This is a genomic window from Corallococcus interemptor (assembly GCF_003668875.1).
Lineage (GTDB): Bacteria > Myxococcota > Myxococcia > Myxococcales > Myxococcaceae > Corallococcus > Corallococcus interemptor.
In genome coordinates this window covers 40,901-57,432 of the sequence record NZ_RAWM01000050.1, presented here as the reverse complement: position 1 = coordinate 57,432, position 16,532 = coordinate 40,901, and the positions used below count along the sequence as shown (strand labels likewise).

Annotated in this window: 14 protein-coding genes and 1 other RNA gene; 10 read left to right on the top strand and 5 right to left on the bottom strand. The window is 67.8% G+C overall.

Annotated features, from left to right (window positions below):
- Nucleotides 1-182 precede the first annotated feature (182 nt).
- Nucleotides 183-878 (top strand): Mu transposase domain-containing protein, encoded by a 696-nt coding sequence (locus tag D7X96_RS19585; protein ID WP_121770419.1) that lies wholly within the window; start codon nt 183-185, stop codon nt 876-878.
- Nucleotides 879-1,014: 136 nt separating this feature from the next.
- Entirely contained in the window at nt 1,015-1,773 is a 759-nt protein-coding gene (gene istB / locus D7X96_RS19580) for an IS21-like element helper ATPase IstB (RefSeq protein WP_121770418.1), read from the top strand.
- A gap of 295 nt (nt 1,774-2,068) precedes the next feature.
- Here the strand turns inward: istB and D7X96_RS19575 are convergent, their stop codons facing one another.
- Nucleotides 2,069-2,629, bottom strand: a complete 561-nt coding sequence (locus D7X96_RS19575) for a transposase (protein ID WP_121770417.1) — start codon at nt 2,627-2,629, stop codon at nt 2,069-2,071.
- Between the two features lie 186 nt (nt 2,630-2,815).
- On the opposite strand from D7X96_RS19575, the gene D7X96_RS19570 reads away from it, so the two are divergent.
- Complete coding sequence (locus D7X96_RS19570) at nt 2,816-3,049, top strand: helix-turn-helix domain-containing protein (RefSeq protein ID WP_121770416.1); 234 nt, start codon at nt 2,816-2,818, stop codon at nt 3,047-3,049.
- Entirely contained in the window at nt 3,046-4,263 is a 1,218-nt protein-coding gene (locus D7X96_RS19565; RefSeq protein WP_121770415.1) for a tyrosine-type recombinase/integrase, read from the top strand. The genes D7X96_RS19570 and D7X96_RS19565 overlap by 4 nt, the downstream gene beginning before the upstream one ends.
- 650 nt (nt 4,264-4,913) lie before the next feature.
- On the opposite strand, the gene D7X96_RS19555 is transcribed toward D7X96_RS19565, so the two are convergent.
- A complete protein-coding gene (locus D7X96_RS19555) occupies nt 4,914-5,351 on the bottom strand; it encodes a hypothetical protein (RefSeq protein ID WP_121724061.1) in 438 nt (145 codons plus the stop codon).
- Between the two features lie 89 nt (nt 5,352-5,440).
- Nucleotides 5,441-5,947, bottom strand: coding sequence for an SgcJ/EcaC family oxidoreductase (locus D7X96_RS19550; protein ID WP_121724062.1), 507 nt, complete (start codon nt 5,945-5,947; stop codon nt 5,441-5,443).
- Nucleotides 5,948-6,351: 404 nt separating this feature from the next.
- On the opposite strand from D7X96_RS19550, the gene D7X96_RS19545 reads away from it, so the two are divergent.
- Complete coding sequence (locus tag D7X96_RS19545; protein WP_121770414.1) at nt 6,352-8,163, top strand: eCIS core domain-containing protein; 1,812 nt, start codon at nt 6,352-6,354, stop codon at nt 8,161-8,163.
- A gap of 79 nt (nt 8,164-8,242) precedes the next feature.
- Complete coding sequence (locus D7X96_RS19540) at nt 8,243-8,707, top strand: hypothetical protein (protein ID WP_147468349.1); 465 nt, start codon at nt 8,243-8,245, stop codon at nt 8,705-8,707.
- 56 nt (nt 8,708-8,763) lie between these two features.
- Here the strand turns inward: D7X96_RS19540 and ssrA are convergent.
- Nucleotides 8,764-9,127: a transfer-messenger RNA gene (ssrA, locus tag D7X96_RS19535) on the bottom strand.
- 109 nt (nt 9,128-9,236) lie between these two features.
- Between ssrA and D7X96_RS19530 the strand changes: the two genes are divergently transcribed.
- The 3 genes from D7X96_RS19530 to D7X96_RS19520 all read left to right on the top strand — a co-directional run bounded on the left by D7X96_RS19530 (nt 9,237) and on the right by D7X96_RS19520 (nt 13,302).
- Nucleotides 9,237-10,244: a zinc-dependent alcohol dehydrogenase family protein gene (locus D7X96_RS19530; RefSeq protein ID WP_121770412.1), complete on the top strand. Its 1,008-nt coding sequence runs from the start codon at nt 9,237-9,239 to the stop codon at nt 10,242-10,244.
- Between the two features lie 107 nt (nt 10,245-10,351).
- Nucleotides 10,352-11,719, top strand: a complete 1,368-nt coding sequence (locus tag D7X96_RS19525; RefSeq protein ID WP_120551321.1) for a M16 family metallopeptidase — start codon at nt 10,352-10,354, stop codon at nt 11,717-11,719.
- Nucleotides 11,719-13,302 carry a M16 family metallopeptidase gene (locus D7X96_RS19520; RefSeq protein ID WP_121770411.1) on the top strand — a complete coding sequence of 528 codons (1,584 nt, stop codon included), beginning with the start codon at nt 11,719-11,721 and terminating at the stop codon, nt 13,300-13,302. The genes D7X96_RS19525 and D7X96_RS19520 overlap by 1 nt, the downstream gene beginning before the upstream one ends.
- Before the next feature lie 22 nt (nt 13,303-13,324).
- Here D7X96_RS19520 and D7X96_RS19515 read toward each other — a convergent pair whose 3' ends face one another.
- Entirely contained in the window at nt 13,325-14,338 is a 1,014-nt protein-coding gene (locus D7X96_RS19515; RefSeq protein ID WP_121770410.1) for a DUF3616 domain-containing protein, read from the bottom strand.
- A 191-nt stretch (nt 14,339-14,529) separates the two neighbouring features.
- Here D7X96_RS19515 and D7X96_RS19510 point away from each other — a divergent pair, with 191 nt between their 5' ends.
- On the top strand, nt 14,530-16,383 hold the full coding sequence (locus D7X96_RS19510) for an OmpA family protein (RefSeq protein WP_121723888.1): 1,854 nt from the start codon (nt 14,530-14,532) through the stop codon (nt 16,381-16,383).
- Nucleotides 16,384-16,532: the final 149 nt, after the last annotated feature.

Sequence of the window (16,532 nt, the reverse complement as noted above, 5' to 3'; positions counted from 1 at the left end):
CCTTCTCCACCACCTCGGTCTCCCTGACCCGAGCCTCTTCCACCACCGGATTCATCGTCCCTGCCTGGGTCGCCCTGCACACTAAACTGCTGGGTACGGACTGTCTCACTCACCTTGGCAGAGAGGGCAGCTTAACGAACCTGTCCACGAAATCGGGGCAAGCCCACACCTCGCTGGCCGAGGTGCATGAGGCCGTCCGGCCCCTGCTGGAGAAGCTCAACGCCCGGCCCATGCGCAAGCTGGGCAAGAGTCGCCGGGAACTCTTCGAGCAGGTGGAGAAGGCCACGTTGCGGGCCCTGCCGGCGCGGCCCTACCAGCTGGCCTTCTGGAAGAAGGCACGGGTGAACATCGACTACCACGTGGAGCTGGAGGGCCACTGGTACAGCGTGCCGTACACGCTGGTGGGCAAGTCGGTGGACGTGCGTCACACCGAAGCGTGCGTCGAAGTCTTCCTCGCAGGCCGCCGCATGGCCAGCCACGTGCGCAGCCTGGAGAAGGGGCGCTTCACCACCCAACCCGAGCACATGCCCGCCTCCCACCGGCAGCACGCCGAGTGGACGCCCTCGCGCCTCATCCGCTGGGCCGAAGGCGTGGGGCCCTCGTGCGCGAAGCTGGTAGAGGAACTCATGACGAAGCGGCCCCACCCGCAGCAGGGCTTCCGCTCGGCGCTGGGCGTGCTGCGCCTGGCCGAGGAGAGGCGCTACGGCAAGCAGCGCGTGGAGAAGGCATGCGCCCGCGCGTTGCGCCACCGCGCCGTGGGCTACAAGTCCGTCGTCGCCATCCTCCAGCACCACCTCGAGGACACCGACGAAACGGCGGCCGACAAGGGGCCGCTGCCCGAGCACGAGAACGTGCGCGGCGCCCACTACTACCACTGACAGCCCGCGCGGCTTGATGGCCGTGCGCGGACATCTCCCGTCGGTGCTGGCCCGAGTCTCCCAGCATCGACGGTGGCCTGCGCGCGCCCAAGTGGGCGCGCTCCGGCCGGACGACGAGACCGATGGAGAAGAAGAAATGCTCGTGGACCAGACGCTGGAGAAGCTCAACGCGATGAAGCTGCACGGCATGGCCAACTACCTGCGTAGCTGGCTGGAGAAGCCGGCGGACAAGAACCTGAGTGCCACGGACCTGGTGGGCCTGCTGGCGGACGCGGAGTGGATGTACCGGGAGAACAAGAAGCTCACCTCGCGCCTGCAGCACGCGAAGCTGCGCCAGCCGGCGTGCCTGGAGGACATCGATTACGCCCACGCCCGAGGGCTGACGAAGTCCCAGGTGCTGGAGCTGTCCACCTCGAAGTGGGTGGCCGACAAGCAGAACGTGCTGCTGACCGGGCCCACCGGCGTGGGCAAGAGCTTCCTGGCCTGCGCGCTGGGGCAGAAGGCGTGCCGCGACGGCTACAGCGTGGTGTACCGCCGCGCCTCACGCCTCTTCGACGAGCTGGCCCAGGCTCGCGCGGACGGCACGCACCCGCACGTGCTCAAGCGGCTGGCAAAGGCCCAGGTGCTCATCCTCGACGACTTCGGCCTGGAACCGCTGGGCGCAGCGGAGCGCAAGGAGCTGCTCGAAGTCTTGGAGGACCGGTATCGGCTCTCCAGCACCGTGGTGACCAGCCAGCTGGAACCCAAGGACTGGCACGCGGTCATCGGCGACGCGACGCTGGCCGACGCCATCCTCGACCGGCTGGTCCACAACGCCCACCGCCTCAAGCTGGTCGGCGACTCCGTCCGGAAGGTGGATGCGAATTTGACGAGGACCAAGAAGCCAGCGAAGTGAACGGCACCAGCGTCGCTGACGCTCCGACTGCCCCGCATGGCTCGGAACAGCCGACCCGCTTGGCCCGGAACAGGTGCCCCACATCGCCGGAATGCGCAATTGGCGAGCGCGAGGATGCGCTGGCGCTCGGCCTGCGTGAGTCGGTTGCCCGGAGACGTCCGAGGTCCGCAGCGCCTGTCCTGCGCCGTCGCGGGACGCCTCCAGCGTTGCACCGTGCGCGGCACCAGTCCCAGCCGCTCGCAGGCGGCCTCCAGCGTCGCGCCCCGCCTCATGGCCTCGTCCACCAGGGCCAGCGTCACTTCTCGCTCGGCTCGTCCGGTGCGTCGTCCTCGCCGCCCCGGCGGCCCTCGTCCCAGCCCATCGCCTGAAGTTTTTTTTCGAGGAAGAGCAGCGCCCCAGCCTCCGCCAGGGCCTTCTCCTTGCGGTGCAGCTCCCGCTCCAGCTCCTTCACCCGCTTCTCGCTCGCGGCCAGGCGCCTGCGCTGGCCCGCCGTGAGAGGCCCCGAGGCAGCTGCCTCCGCGCCTGGCTCCAGCGCTCCAGCGGCGGCGTCCCGCCATGCACGCAGCTCGCCTTCATGCAGCCCCTCGCGCCGCAGCAGCGCGCCCAGGGCCTCGTCCTCAAGGCCGTGGGCCGCGGCCACCACGCGCAGCTTCTGCTGGGCAGTCCACTTCTTCGGGGCGGCGGGGACGGGCTTCTCGTCGGGCATGGCGGCCGCCACCCTACGCGCCTCCCGTAGCCACATCGAGAGGGTCGGTTGCGTCACGCCCACCTGCTTCGACAGCTCTGTCGCCGTCATCGCCGGGGGCCCCAGCATCCGCTTCACCATCTGACTCTTGAATGCGTCCGTGTACGGCACCGTCGTTTTCCTGCTCGCCCCGCTCAAGGTGGTCACCTCGGCTGCTCAGCCGAGGCGACAACTACGCTGACACTGGGGGTGCCTGATGATTCTCCGCGAGCTGCAAATCGACTCGCTCGGAACGGACGACCGGATCAAGGGCGCGGCTCCAGTCGCCGGTTGGCCCAGAAAGGCGGGGGAAGAGGCATGACTGAACCCACTTCGACGCCAACCGAGCCGGCGAATCCGCCCGAGTTCCTGACCGTGGACGAAGCCGCAGGTCTCCTGCGCGTGAACCGGAAAACGCTCTATGAGTCGATCCGACTGGGGCAGGTGCCGGGGGTTATTCGCGTGGGGAAATCACTGCGGATCCGCCGTGCTGCCCTGGTAGGGTCTTCCTCGGGTAAGGGCCGTGATTCTGACGACAGGAAGCGACGATGAGCGTCAGGTTACGGCAGTGGAAGAACAAGGCAGGGAAGGTTGAGGAGGCGTGGCAAGTGGACTTCGTTTTTCAGCACACGGACGGGCGGAAGCAACGGGTCGTGAAGTTCTCGCCCGTGCAGACCCGTCGCGGCGCTGAGCAATACGAACGCGACCTGCGTAACGCCCTGCTCAACGGTACTTTCGGAAAGGAGCAGAAGAGCGAGGAGCTGATCACGCTGGCAACGTTTACGCAGCGATTCCTCACCTTCAGCGAGAACAACAACAAGAACTCTAGCGTCTTCAGCAAGCGCCAGATTCTGAAGCACCACATCACGCCCTTTTTCGGGGAAATGGCTTTGTCTGAGATCGGCCCCGCCGAAATCGAAGACTTCAAAGCCTTAATGCGAAGCAAGAGGTCAGCCGCACGCGCCCGGAAGGAAGCCCCCACAAAGGCTGCGATCCGGAAGCGACAGAACGCGGATGCCAAGCCCCTAAGCTTGAAGACGATCAACAACGTTCTGACCGTGCTTCACAAGCTGCTGTCGCTCGCGGAAGAGCAGCGGGTCATCTCACAGGCGCCACGCGTGAGGCTCTTCGGGAAGATCGCGAAGCCCGCCTTCGACTTCCTGAGCTTCGACGAAGCCGAGCGGCTCGTCGCTGCCGCTGAACCGGAATGGCGTCTCGTGCTGCTCGTCGCCCTCAAGTCGGGGCTGCGGCAGGGGGAGCTAATCGGGCTCCAGTGGAACGATCTCAGCCTGCCGCAGGGCTTGCTCCACGTCCGACGGACAATCTGGCGCGGGATAGAGGGCTTGCCGAAGGGCGGGCGCGAGCGAACGGTCGATTTGCCCGCGTCCGTGGTGGATGCCCTCAAGGCACACCGGCACCTTCGGGGCCGCTTCGTCTTTTGCCAAGAAGACGGACAGCCACTCACCCCGGGCAAGATGAAGGCGCCGCTTCGTCGTGCGCTCCAGGCGGCGGGCATCACCCGCGAGCAGGGGCAAATCGGCTGGCACGACCTGCGGCACACCTACGGAAGCCACCTCGCCATGAGGGCCGTTCCGTTGAAGGTGGTTCAGGAGCTGATGGGACACGCGACCATCGAAATGACGATGCGCTATGCCCACCTGAGCCCCGACACGCGGAGAGAGGCGGTCTCTGTTCTCGACCGCCCCTCTGTTCCCGCGTGCGACATACGTGCAACACGGGCGGTTGAAGCGTCTAACCACCCGTAACTACAAGGTGAAACTGTGGAGGCGGAGGGAATCGAACCCGCATCAAGCCTCGTTGAGGCTCAGGGCGAGCGGACCCAGCTCGCCGTGAAGCTCCCGGAGACTTCCGAGAAGGAATTGGACCCCGTCATCGTGATGGTCGTAGAAGTCGGCAGCGGATACGGCGGAGGACTTGCGCAGACTCCCCTCCCGCGGTGAATGCGCGTCCCAGTGTAGGTCCCGGGAGTGGAGCCAGGGGCCAGTCCCGAGAACACCTCATCCCCCTCCAGCCAGCAGCCGTCTCCGTTGTTCGACATGAATGCGGAGCCACTGGTGTTGATGGTGAAGCAGCCAGGCCAGGTCGCGTGGCACCACTTCCCCACCAACGGATCCGTCGAGGAGAGGACGGCCGCCTTCTGGGCCGACAGCTCCGCCTGCTCATCCATGGCGCCGCCACAGGCCGTGAGGCAGAGACCCGAGAGGGCCGCGAAGACGAATTGCCTAATCATTGAATGTCATTCCTTGGAAGATGGCTCCGAGACAATTGCCATTCTTCAAGACCCTCCAATAAATGGCAAGCAACATTCAAGGACATTCGGACTCAACATGGCGGCTGCGCTCTGGGCGCCCAAGTGGCTCTGGCGTTGGTCGAGGAGTTCGAGGCGGGTGAGCGCCTACCGTTGGGCCTGTGAGTCAGTGGTACTGAGGGCCGGGAGCACGTCGAGAAGGAAGTAGGCCTCGCCGATGCCGGGCAGTATCCGGACGACGAAGCCGCGTCTTTCGAGGACTCGCCGTAGCTTGAGGTTGGGGCGGGCGCACCTCACCGCATGGACGACCCATTCGATGCTGCCGACGCCCCTTGCTCTGGCGAGCCGGCGCACCAGGTTCCAGAAGGTGGGGAGGACACCTTCCCCTCCACTCTCGATGTGAGCCAGCTCCACAATGAGCGTGTCGGACTGAAGCCGGAAGCAGCCGAGCAGCTCCGCGGACCCGATGCGGATGACAACGGGCTCGCCCGTCAGCGCGAAGGATGAAAGCTCCTGATCCGCCATGCGGAGCACCTCCGCGGCTGTGTAGCCCTCAATGAGAATGGGTCGTGTGCCGTCAGTCATACCTGTTCGTCCCTGGCCCCCTCTCCAAGAGGAGCCCGTGCGTCTCGTCCGCGTGCACCCTGGGCGAGCAGAAGCCCTGCATCGGCCGTCTACGGCACAGGCCTGGGGGCCGGCTTCACGTCGGTATTCTGGCCAGAGACGATGCGCCACTGCTTCTGGGTGCGCTTCAGCACATACCTCATCTGCGTACGCAGCAGCCCCTCCTCGGTGTTCTGCACGCCCGGGGGGAGGCCCGTGTGGCCGGTGACCTCGTGCATCGTGTCCACCACGGCGATGTCATCGCTGGGGAAGTGGATCTTTCGCACGGTGACCTCGGCGTGGCTGGTCTTGAAGATGCTCGCGAAGATGGCGGCGTGGCGCGTCTCGATTTCCGAGCGGCCCTGGAACACCGTGCCGACGATGTTGATGAACTCAGCGTCGTCCGTGAAGTCCCGTGTCCATGCCGTCGCGTCGTGGACGTTCCATGCCTCGGTCTGCGCCTTCACCAACTGGCGGAGGTGCTGCTCGTCCTGGGCGTGATCCGGGGCCGTGCACGCCGTGGACACCAACACCAGACTCAGCGCCGCGAAGACTGCGAAAGAAGAAGAGCGGGTCATGGCCGCACTCTGCCATAAGGGACGCGGGTGGGAGGACCCCGATAGCCGTGCACGGCTGTATCCACCTTCACGGCTCCAGACGTTCACGAAGCTCACGAGGGCTCTCTCCCAAAGAAAAAGCCTGGCAACCCGTACTGGATTGCCAGGCTCTTCCACTGTGGAGGCGGAGGGAATCGAACCCTCGCCCGAAAGGCGCGGTTCAAACTTCAACTGTAGGACCGGGATTCCGGGCGATACCCCATGCCATCCCGCGCCGAAGCTGCTGCGGAGGCAGCGCTTTCGAATGCTTGCACCTTGACGTCAACGAAGCTCGCCATGCCCTCAGTCCGGGGGGCAAGATTGCCCAACCAACTGAACCTGAACGACAATCGCAGCGGAAGGACCCACTGCGAGGGGGGAAGAACATGCATGAGCGCGTCCGGCGTGGCGATCTTCCTGTTCGGGATGAGCGGAAGGCGGTCGACGGCTTCTTTCGGCGCCGCACGTTCTCCACCGCTTCATCGAAAGCACCGGAGGAACAGGCGCCACCGTCAAGCCTCCCCTCGGGCTTCGATTTCAGCCGCATCCCCCTGTTTCCTCCTGCCGCTACGCCTCGGGCTTCAGCAGGAGCCGGCGTGCCCCTGTCCGCTCCGGTGCGTGCCTACTTCGAGGAGCGCCTGGGCAGCGACTTCTCCAGGGTCCGCATTCACACCGGCCCTGACGCTCACTTCGCCGCTCGTGCCCTCCATGCCAAGGCTTTTACATCCGGATACGACATTGTCTTCGGTGAAGGCCGGTATGCCCCCAACACAACCTCCGGGCGCCATCTTCTCGCGCACGAGCTCACCCATGTCGTGCAGCAACAAGGTCGTGCGCCCTCGACAGAACGCACCCGCTTGAGCCCCAGTGGAGCTCCGGCGGAGCAGGAGGCGAACCAGGTCGTCAGGGCCTTGGCGCATGGAAGTGTCGCGCCAGACATCCGCGTTGCTGCTTCGGAGGGCCTCTACGCGCAGGATGTGCATGACGCGGAGATGGCGGATGCGGGGGTCTTTGACGCTGGAGAGTCGCTTCCTGGAGGCGTTCCCCCCACGGCGGAGGAATTGTCCGAGACGCGTCAACGGAACGCGCCCGTCGCCGAGCTACGAGATGACGAGCTGGGTCCTGCCTTGGAGAGCGCGCAACAGGCCGGAGACACTCGGCGATACGCCGAGTTGCTCGCCCAGATTCGGGACCGAGACTCCGACTACAGCTTTGGCATAGGCCTGCCATTCGCCATTCCCCGAGGAGTTGGCGGAAATGCCCTGGTCACTCCCGAGGTGGCGGTGGCCATCCTGGAGAACGTCACCCGTGGCCAGCCTCCATTCCGACCGGAGCTGGGCGTGGGCGGCTGCTCATGGTTCGTGACGGAGGGCAGTCCACATACCGGCGTGGGCTCGGCGAACTCCATCCCCGTCCAGGCAGAACTCGTCAATACCGAGGGGGCCATTCGCTTCGAGCAGGCACAGCTTGATCTGATCTTCGCCGAGGAAGAAGCGCGTGCGCGTCCGGAGGTCGAGGCACAAGTCCGCGAGCGCTTCCGGGTTCGCACAGGACGTGACGCTCCCCCCCAGCTCAGCAAGACGCTCGCCGAGCGTGTCGCCCGCCAGCTTCGTGGGCTGGCCGAGCGCAGCATGTGGGAACGGGTTGCCGCGCAAGTGCGAGCCTCCAAGTCCGGCGTTGGTGAGGTCAACCTCGTGGAGGGAGGCCGCTTCTCAGCCAGTCCAGGCCGATTCACGGTCATTGCCCAGGCCGCGAAGATTCGGCTCCGTGATGGATTGAAGCCCCTGCTGAAGGCCCTCCGTTCCTCGGCACAGGCAACAGTCGTTCCAGCCCTGGAGCAATCCGCCGAGGAACTGGCGCGCAGCCTGCGTCTGGCGGGCCGCGTCCGGCAGGTGTTCCGCGTTGGAGGAAAGATTCTCATCGTCGTAGCAATCGCAGTCGATGCTTTGGAGATCATCATCGCGGAGGACCACCTCGAAGCGGCCCTCGTCAGCCTCTCAGGCTGGGCTGGTGCCGCCGCCGCGTCAGCGGCCTTCTCCGCGTTCTGGACACCCGCGGACGTCGCCGGGCCCTGGGCATGGGCCGGGCATGGAGTGGGCATGCTCGTGAGCGGCGGCATCGGTTACTGGGTCGGATCCTCCACCACCCGCTACATCTACCGCCTCGTGGTCCACCACCGCGGGCAGATCCAAGGGTGATGGGTTGAGAACCCCCGACGTCGCACGACGATTGATGTCCCTTGCGGGTCCGCGTGGCCCACAGGGAACGGATGACGTGTTGAGCAGGCTGCGAGACGAGTTGCTGGAGGGCGAGCCGCGGACCGCCGCCTCCGCCATCCTGGATGCGGTGGAGGCTCGCCCCGAGCTGCCAGTGAACCTCTCTCGTGAGGACTTCGAGGGCACCGCGGCTGACCTCTTGGTGGAGTTGGGAGAGAACCCCGGCGTCGTCGACCACCTCTGCCAGCAATTCGCACGGCCCAGGCTCTGGGGCGTGCTCCTGGATGCGCTGGCGCTGCTGGCGGACCCGGCGGCGGCACACACAGTTGCCGCGCTCGCGAAGTCCCAGCTTCGACACCCCACCCTGGAGGTGCCGGAGCTGATCAAGCTGGTCTCCACGCTGGGTTGCGTGGGAGGCCCGGAGTCACGTGAGGCGCTTGACGCATTCCGGGCACGGGGGGATTGGAGTCCCGATGTTGCCCGGGAACTGGAGATCGCTCACGAAGCCCTGGGAAAGCCCAGGTGACCACCCGCACCAAAGAAAAAGCCTGGCAACCCGTACTGGATTGCCAGGCTCTTTCACTGTGGAGGCGGAGGGAATCGAACCCTCGTCCGAAAGCCGTCGGCTCTTCGACCCTACGTGCGTAGTCCGCGGTTTGCTACGTCACCAGGGCTCCCACGGACGGGATACCTGATGCCGGTCCTGGAAAGATCTCGCCGCCTCGGGCCCAGGCACCCTTGGCAGCCAGTCCGCATTATGACGGCCCATCCCTACCCCACGGACCGAGAGCAGGGGGACCGCGCACTAGAGACTGCTAGTTAGGCAGCCAGCGCGAGCTCAACGTTGTCGTTGGCTTTTGTGTTGTTGTCGGCAGTTTTACGAGCACCCAACAAGCTCGGCACGCGTCTCGAACGTCATTGCCCCCGTCGAAGCCAGGTCGCCCCCGGTTCGCTGTACGTCATGCGGCCCCATCTGCTCCGCACTCGACCTACATTAACCGTTGAACGCCCTCCGTCAATCCCCCAGTCAGGCCCCTTCCGCCCGGAGTCCCCCCATGCAGGCGTACGAGCTCCAGCACCCCACCGGCGCCTCCAGCTGGTCCCTCGTGGAGAGGCCCCAGCCCCAACCGGGCCCCGGTCAGGCGCTCGTGCGCATCCACGCCGTCTCCCTCAACTACCGCGACCTCATCATCGCCCGCGGCACCTACCCGGGCCTCAAGCTCCCCCTCATCCCCTGCTCCGACGGCGCCGGGGAGGTCGTCGCCGTGGGCTCCGGCGTGTCCCGCGTGAAGCCCGGGGACCGCGTCGCCCCCACCTTCTTCCAGGTCTGGACCGACGGCGAGCGCACCCCGGAGCGCGTCGCCCATGCGCTCGGCGGCAGCGTCCCCGGCGTGCTCGCCGAATACGTCTGCGTGGACGCCGAAGGGCTCGTGCACCTGCCGGACTGGCTCTCCTACGAGGAGGGCTCCACCCTCCCCTGCGCCGCCGTCACCGCGTGGAACGCGCTCGTCCCCCAGGGCGGCCTCAAGCGCGGCCAGTCCGTGCTCGCGCAGGGCACCGGCGGCGTGTCCATCTTCGCCCTCCAGTTCGCCCGCCTCCTCGGGGCCCGCGTCCTCATCACCTCCAGCCAGGACGACAAGCTCCAGCGCGCGAAGCAGCTGGGCGCGCAGGGGCTCATCAACTACCGCCAGACGCCGGACTGGGAACAGGAGGTCCTCACCCTCACCGGCAACCAGGGCGTGGACCACGTGCTGGAGGTGGGCGGCGCGGGCACCCTGCCCCGCTCCGTCGCGGCCACCCGGGAGGGCGGCCACATCGCGCTCATCGGTCTGCTCACCGGCGCCCCCGGCAAGCCGGACACCACCGCCACCAGCACCCGGCGCCTGCGCGTCATCAGCACCTACGTGGGCAGCCGCGAGATGTTCGAGGACATGCTCAAGGCCATGTCGCAGGAGAAGACCCGGCCCGTCATCGACCGCGTGTTCCCCTTCGCCCAGGCTCGCGAGGCGCTCCAGTACATGGAGTCCGGCGGCCACTTCGGGAAGATCGTCATCACCCTGTGAGGCCGGGCTCTGGCGCGCAGGTGACAGGCGCCGTCAGAAAGCCGCCCACCCCCGCCCTGTCTCCGGCGTAACGTCCCGCGCGTCCCCAGCACCGAAAGGGTCCGCGCATGCGCCGCCTGTTGCCCCTCCTGCTGCTGATGCTGATGCCGGCGCTGCCGGCACTCGCACAGCAGCCGCCTCCAGACGCCTCCCGCTTCTTCCCGTACGCGCTGAAAACCACGCAGCTGCCCAACGGGCTCACCGTGGTGCGCGTGCCGTTCAACTCGCCCGGCATCGTCGCGTACGTGACGGCCGTGCGCGTGGGCTCGCGCAACGAGGTGGAGCCCGGCCGCACCGGCTTCGCCCACTTCTTCGAACACATGATGTTCAAGGGGACGAAGGCGAACCCGGAGGGCCAGCGCGAGCGCATCCTCGGCGGCTTCGGCTTCGACGACAACGCGTTCACCACCGACGACATCACCGTGTACCAGGTGTACGGCCCCTCCGCAGGCCTGGAGAAGCTCATCGCGCTGGAGGCGGACCGCTTCCAGAACCTGGAGTACTCCGAGCCCGCCTTCCAGACGGAGGCGCTCGCCGTCCTGGGCGAGTACCACAAGAACGCCGCCGGCCCGGACCTCAAGCTGGAGGAGTCCCTGGTGAAGACGGCCTTCACCCGCCACACGTACCAGCACACCACGCTGGGCTTCTACGAAGACATCCAGGCCATGCCCAAGGCGTACGCGTACAGCCGCGCGTTCTTCGAGCGCTGGTACACGCCCTCCAACACGACCCTCTTCATCGTCGGTGACTTCAACGACGCGCAGGTCCTCGCCCAGGTGACCCAGGCCTACGGCGGCTGGCAGCGCAAGCCCACCAGCGTCATCATCCCCACGGAGCCCGAGCAGACGTCACCGCGCTCCGTCCACGTGGACTGGCCGCAGCCCACGCAGCCGCGCCACGTGCTCGCGTGGCACACACCCGCCGCGCGCGCGGACACGCCGGACGCCGCCATCCAGTCCATCCTCGCCGAGTACCTCGCGGGCGACACCAGCCCCGCCTACAAGGAGCTGGTGCTGGAGAAGCAGTACGCGGAGTCCATCAACGTCTACACCACGCCCCACCGCGACCCGTACCTCTTCCCCATCGACGTCACCCTGCAGGACGAACAGCACCGCGCCGCCGTGGACGCCGTGCTGCGCCGCGAGGTGACGGCGGTGACGGGCGCCCCGGTGGACCCCGTGCGCCTCAGGGCCATCCAGGACCACCTGCGCTACGGCCTGCTGATGGACCTGGAGACGCCGCGCGACGTGGCCATCGACCTGGCGCTCTACGCGGGCGTGATGGGCCGCCCGGATGCGCTCGCCAGCTACCTGAAGCAGCTGGGCAGCGTGACGCCCCAGCAGCTCACCCTGTTCGCGAGGAAGTACTTCAAGGACTCCAACCTCACCGTCCTCACCCTCACCCCCAAGGCCGTCGCCGCCGGAGGGACGCCGTGATGAAGACCCGCGCCACCGTGCCGCTCATCCTGGCCGCCGCGCTGTCACTCGCGGCCTGCGCCCACAAGCCGCCTCACGGGGAGCCTCCGCCCCCGCCGCCTCCGCCCCCCACCGAAACGGGCGACGTGCCCGCGGTGCCGCTGAACGAGCCGCCGCCGATGCACCTGGTGGTGCAGGCCCGGGCGGACACGCCCATCGTCAGCCTGCGGCTCGTGTTCCACACGGGCTCCATCGACGACCCGAAGGGCAAGGAGGGCCTCACCGCCCTCACCGCGAAGCTGATGGCGGAGGGCGGCACGCAGCGGCTTTCCGCCGCGCAGCTCTTGGAAGCGCTCTACCCCATGGCCGCCGAGCTCAAGGTCGTCACCGACAAGGAGATGACCACCCTCTCCGGCCGCGTCCACCAGGACTTCCTGCCCGCGTTCCTCATCCTCTTCACGGACACGCTGCTCCAGCCGCGCTTCGACCCCGCGGAGTTCGAGCGCCTGCGCGCCAACGCGCTCAATGCCGTGCGCAACGGCCTGCGCAGCGAGGACGACGAGACGCTGGGCAAGGTGGGCCTGGACGCGCTCATCTACGCGGGGCACCCGTACGCCCACTACACCGGCGGCACCGTGCAGGGGCTCCAGTCCCTCACGCTGGAGGACGTGAAGGCGCACGCGCGCCGCGTCTTCACGCAGGACCGGCTGGTCATCGGGCTGGCCGGCCCGGTGGACGCGAACCTCCAGCAGACCATGACGTCGCGCCTGAGCGGGCTGCCCGCCAAGGGCGCGCCCCGGGTGGCGCTGCCCACGGTGAAGTCATCCGCGGGGCGTGCGCTCATCCTCCAGAAGCCCACGCTCTCCACCGCCGTGAGCATGGGCTTCGTCACGCCGATGCGCCGCGGGGACCCGGACTTCTTCCCGGTGGCGTTCGCGCTGTCCAACCTGGGCGAGCACCGTCAGTTCATCGGCGTGCTCTTCAACGAACTGCGCGAGAAGCGCGGCCTCAACTACGGCGACTACGCCTACGCCGAGCACTTCATCGAGGACCGGGGCAACGGCACCTTCAACCGCACCAACCTGGTGCGCACCCAGCAGGACGTGTCCATCTGGCTGCGGCCCGTGGTGCCCGCCAACGCCGTGTTCGCCACGCGCGGCGCGGTGTACTTCCTGGAGCGGATGTCGAACGAGCCGCTCAGCCCGGAGCGCTTCGACCTGGTGCGCGGCTTCCTCCAGGGCTACACGCGCCTGTGGGAGCAGACCGACCAGCGGCGGCTGGGCCAAGCCATCGACTCGCTCTACTACGGCACGCCGGACTTCCTGGACCGATACAGAGACGCGCTGAAGACGATGACGCCGGAGTCCGTGCAGGCCGCCGTGCGCCGGCAGCTCTCACCGGAGAAGCTGGCGTTCGTGTTCGTCACGGAGGACGCGCAGGGGCTGGCGCAGAAGCTGAAGTCCGGCGAGCCGTCGCCCATCACCTACGCGTCGCCCAAGCCGCCGGAGGTGCTCAAGGTGGATGAGCGCATCATCCAGCAGAAGCTGCCGGTGCGCCCGGACGCCGTCCAGATTGTCCCGGCGTCCGGCTTCATGGAGCGCTGAGGTCCGCGCTCCCCTCCGGCGCTCAGGGGCTTTCCGGCAACGCCGTCCACACGCCGCGGAAGCGCTTGAGCGCCGGATCCTTCTGGCGCTTGCACTCGACGCCGTCCACCTGCACGGTGCCGTCGTCGCTGAGCAGCAGGACGTCCTCGGACGTGTCGGGCGTGAAGAACGCCTCCGGGTTCACGCCCGACAGGTCCACCGACGTCACCGGCACCGGCGTGTCGTCCCCGCCCTTCCAGGTGAACAGCCGCGACTTCGCCTCGGAGGCCGTGGCCCCCGCCATGATGAGGTAGCGCCCCCGCCATGACGACAGCGAGCGGATGCCCAGCCCGCCCAGCTCCAGCAACCGGGGCTCCCCGAAGCGCGCGGCCGCGCCGTCGCGCACCACCGCCTCCGGGTTCAGCAGCGGCACCACCAGCGCCTTGCCCTGCGTCAGCGGACTGCGAAAGCCAATCCACATCCCGGGCGCGTCCAGCATCGCCGTCAGGCCTTCGATGTTGAGCCCGCCAGGCTCCTTGGGCGGCAGCGGCTCCGCCTGCGCCAGGCCGTAGGGCGCGAGCCGCGGATCCGCGAGCAGGTCCTCCAACAGCTGCGTGTACGGCTGGCCGACGAGCTGGACGTGCTCCGGATCCTCCACGCTGGTGGCGAAGAAGCGCAGGCGCGCGGGCTGCTTCTTGCCGGAGCTGTTGCGGCCGTGCGACGTGAGCCAGAAGGCCAGGTTGCCCAGCCGCGAGCCCGCTTCGATGTCCGTCTCCGGCGGCTTCTTCTTCACCGGCAAATCCAGCGACGGCGTCAGGTCCACCGTCCGCAGCGGCCGGCCGCCCGCGCGTGCATCGTAGACGCGCAGGATGTTGTCCTCGTCGTCCGCCACGACGAAGAGGCCCCCGCCCAGCTCCACCGCGCCGGACGCGTCACAGCTTCCTTCGAAGACGACCGTGTTCGCGGACGCGGCGGGCAGCGCGTCGCGCCGCACGTTCGCCTCGCGGGAGCCACAGCCCGCCACCAGGACACATCCCCACAGGAGCCACCGGTTCATGGCCCTGCTTCTCGCACGGGCTCTCACGCACCTGAACCCGCATGGCCCGCGCGCGAACTGTGTCGTAAACAACAGGACATGCGGCGCCTCCCCGCGTCCGGCATTTGTAGAAATGGCATGGGGCTGTAGCTCGCACGCCAAGGGTGGGGGTTTTCTTCCGGCGGGGGGAGGTGGGTGCTAAGAGCCTCAGGATGCAATGCCCCGACTCCCAACCTTCGAGGAGCCGGTCCGCGTGCGGCGCGGCCCTGCGACTCGCGGTCCTGGGCCTGCTGCTCACCACGGCAGCGGCCCACGCCCAACCCGACCCCTTCTCCCGAGGCTTCGACGCCGTCCCGGTGAAACCGACGGCCGCGCAGTCCAGCGGCATCGGCCTGGAAGGCGCCACCGTGGAACCGGTGGGCAGCTACCGGGGCGCGCTGCTCCTGGACTTCAACTGGCGCATCCTCTCCCTCAAGCTGGGTGACGAGAAGCTGGGCAACCTGCTGCCGTACCGGCTGGATGCGCACCTGCTGTTCTCCTACCAGCTGCTGGAGCGGTTGGAGCTGGGCGTGGACCTGCCCGTCACCCTGGTGCAGGGCGACAACTTCGCGCTGTTGGGCGAAGCGCTGAACCAGCCGGGCTTCCCCGGCGCCGCGGGCGTCAGCAGCACCACGCTGGGCGACATCCGCGTGCTGCCGCGCGTGAGCCTGCTCAACCCGGACCGCTTCCCGCTGGGGCTCGCGCTGGTGGCGGAGGTGCGGCTGCCCACCGGCAGCGCGCGGAGCTTCACGGGTGAGCGCGGCGTGGTGGTGGCGCCGCGCCTGGCGCTGGAGAAGAAGCTGGGCCCCGTGCGCGTGCTGGGCAACGCGGGCGTGCTCATCCGCCCCGCGGCGCAGTACCTCAACCTGCGCGTGGACGACGAGCTGACGCTGGGCGCGGGCGGCATCGTGGACCTGCCGGACATCCGCCGGCTGCGCGAGGTGAAGGCCACCGCTGAAATGCACCTGCGCACGCCGCTGGCGCGCCCCTTCAACTTCGACCAGGCGGATTCGCTCAAGTCGCCGTGGGAGCTGCTGGTGGGCGCTCGCGCGAAGGTGTGGGGCGACTGGGGCGTGGAGCTGGACGTGGGCCGCGGCCTCAACGTCACCACCGGCTACGGCCGCGAGGCCCTGCGCGTCATGTTCGCCGTGCGCTACGACAAGACCTTCAAGGACGAGGGCCCGGACTCCGACGGCGACGGCGTGCCCGACGTGCGCGACCGCTGCCCCACGCAGCCCGAGGACAAGGACGACTTCGGCGACGAGGACGGCTGCCCGGATCCGGACAACGACGGCGACGGCGTGGCGGACGGCGACGACATGTGCCCCAACAAGCCCGGCCCGAAGGAGAACAAGGGCTGCCCGGTGGAGCCGGACAAGGACACCGACGGCGACGGCGTCGTCGACCCCCTGGACAAGTGCCCGCTGGTGCCCGGCCTGAAGGACTTCGACGGCTGCCCGGACACGGACTTCGACGAGATTCCGGACGGCGAGGACGACTGCCCCGACGTGGCCGGCCCGCCGGAGAACAACGGCTGCCCGTACGACGCTCCGCCCTACGTGGTGGTGGAGTCCGACCGCATCCGCATCAAGGGCAACATCCTCTTCGAGACCGGCTCCGCGGTCATCCAGAAGCAGTCGTACCCGCTGCTGGACGAGGTGGCGACGGTGCTCAACAAGAACCCGACGCTGGGGCCGGTGCAGATTGAAGGGCACACGGACAACAAGGGCACGCGCGCGCTCAACATGGACCTGTCCAACCGGCGCGCGAAGTCGGTGCTCGACTACCTGGTGAAGAAGGGCATCGACCGCAAGCGCCTCACGTCCCAGGGCTTCGGGTTCGACCGGCCCATCGCCACCAACGACACGGCCCTGGGCCGCGCGAAGAACCGGCGCGTGGACTTCAAGCTGGTGAAGTCGGAGATCGAAACCGGCCCGAAGGAGACGGTGGTGCCCCACGGCGAGCCGCCGCCTCCTGGCACCGAGCCGGTGCCCGGTCCGGGCGCGCCGCCTCCCAACAAGAAGTAACGCGGTCGTTGGGACGGCCCGGCCTCCGGGCCGTCCCCAATCGCTGACTTTGTTCTTTTGCCGGATGACTGGAGTGCCGGGGCAAAATGCCCCGCTTCGAGGCCCCGTCTCCGTCGAAAACAACCGGGAATAACGCCGAGGGTCGCTTT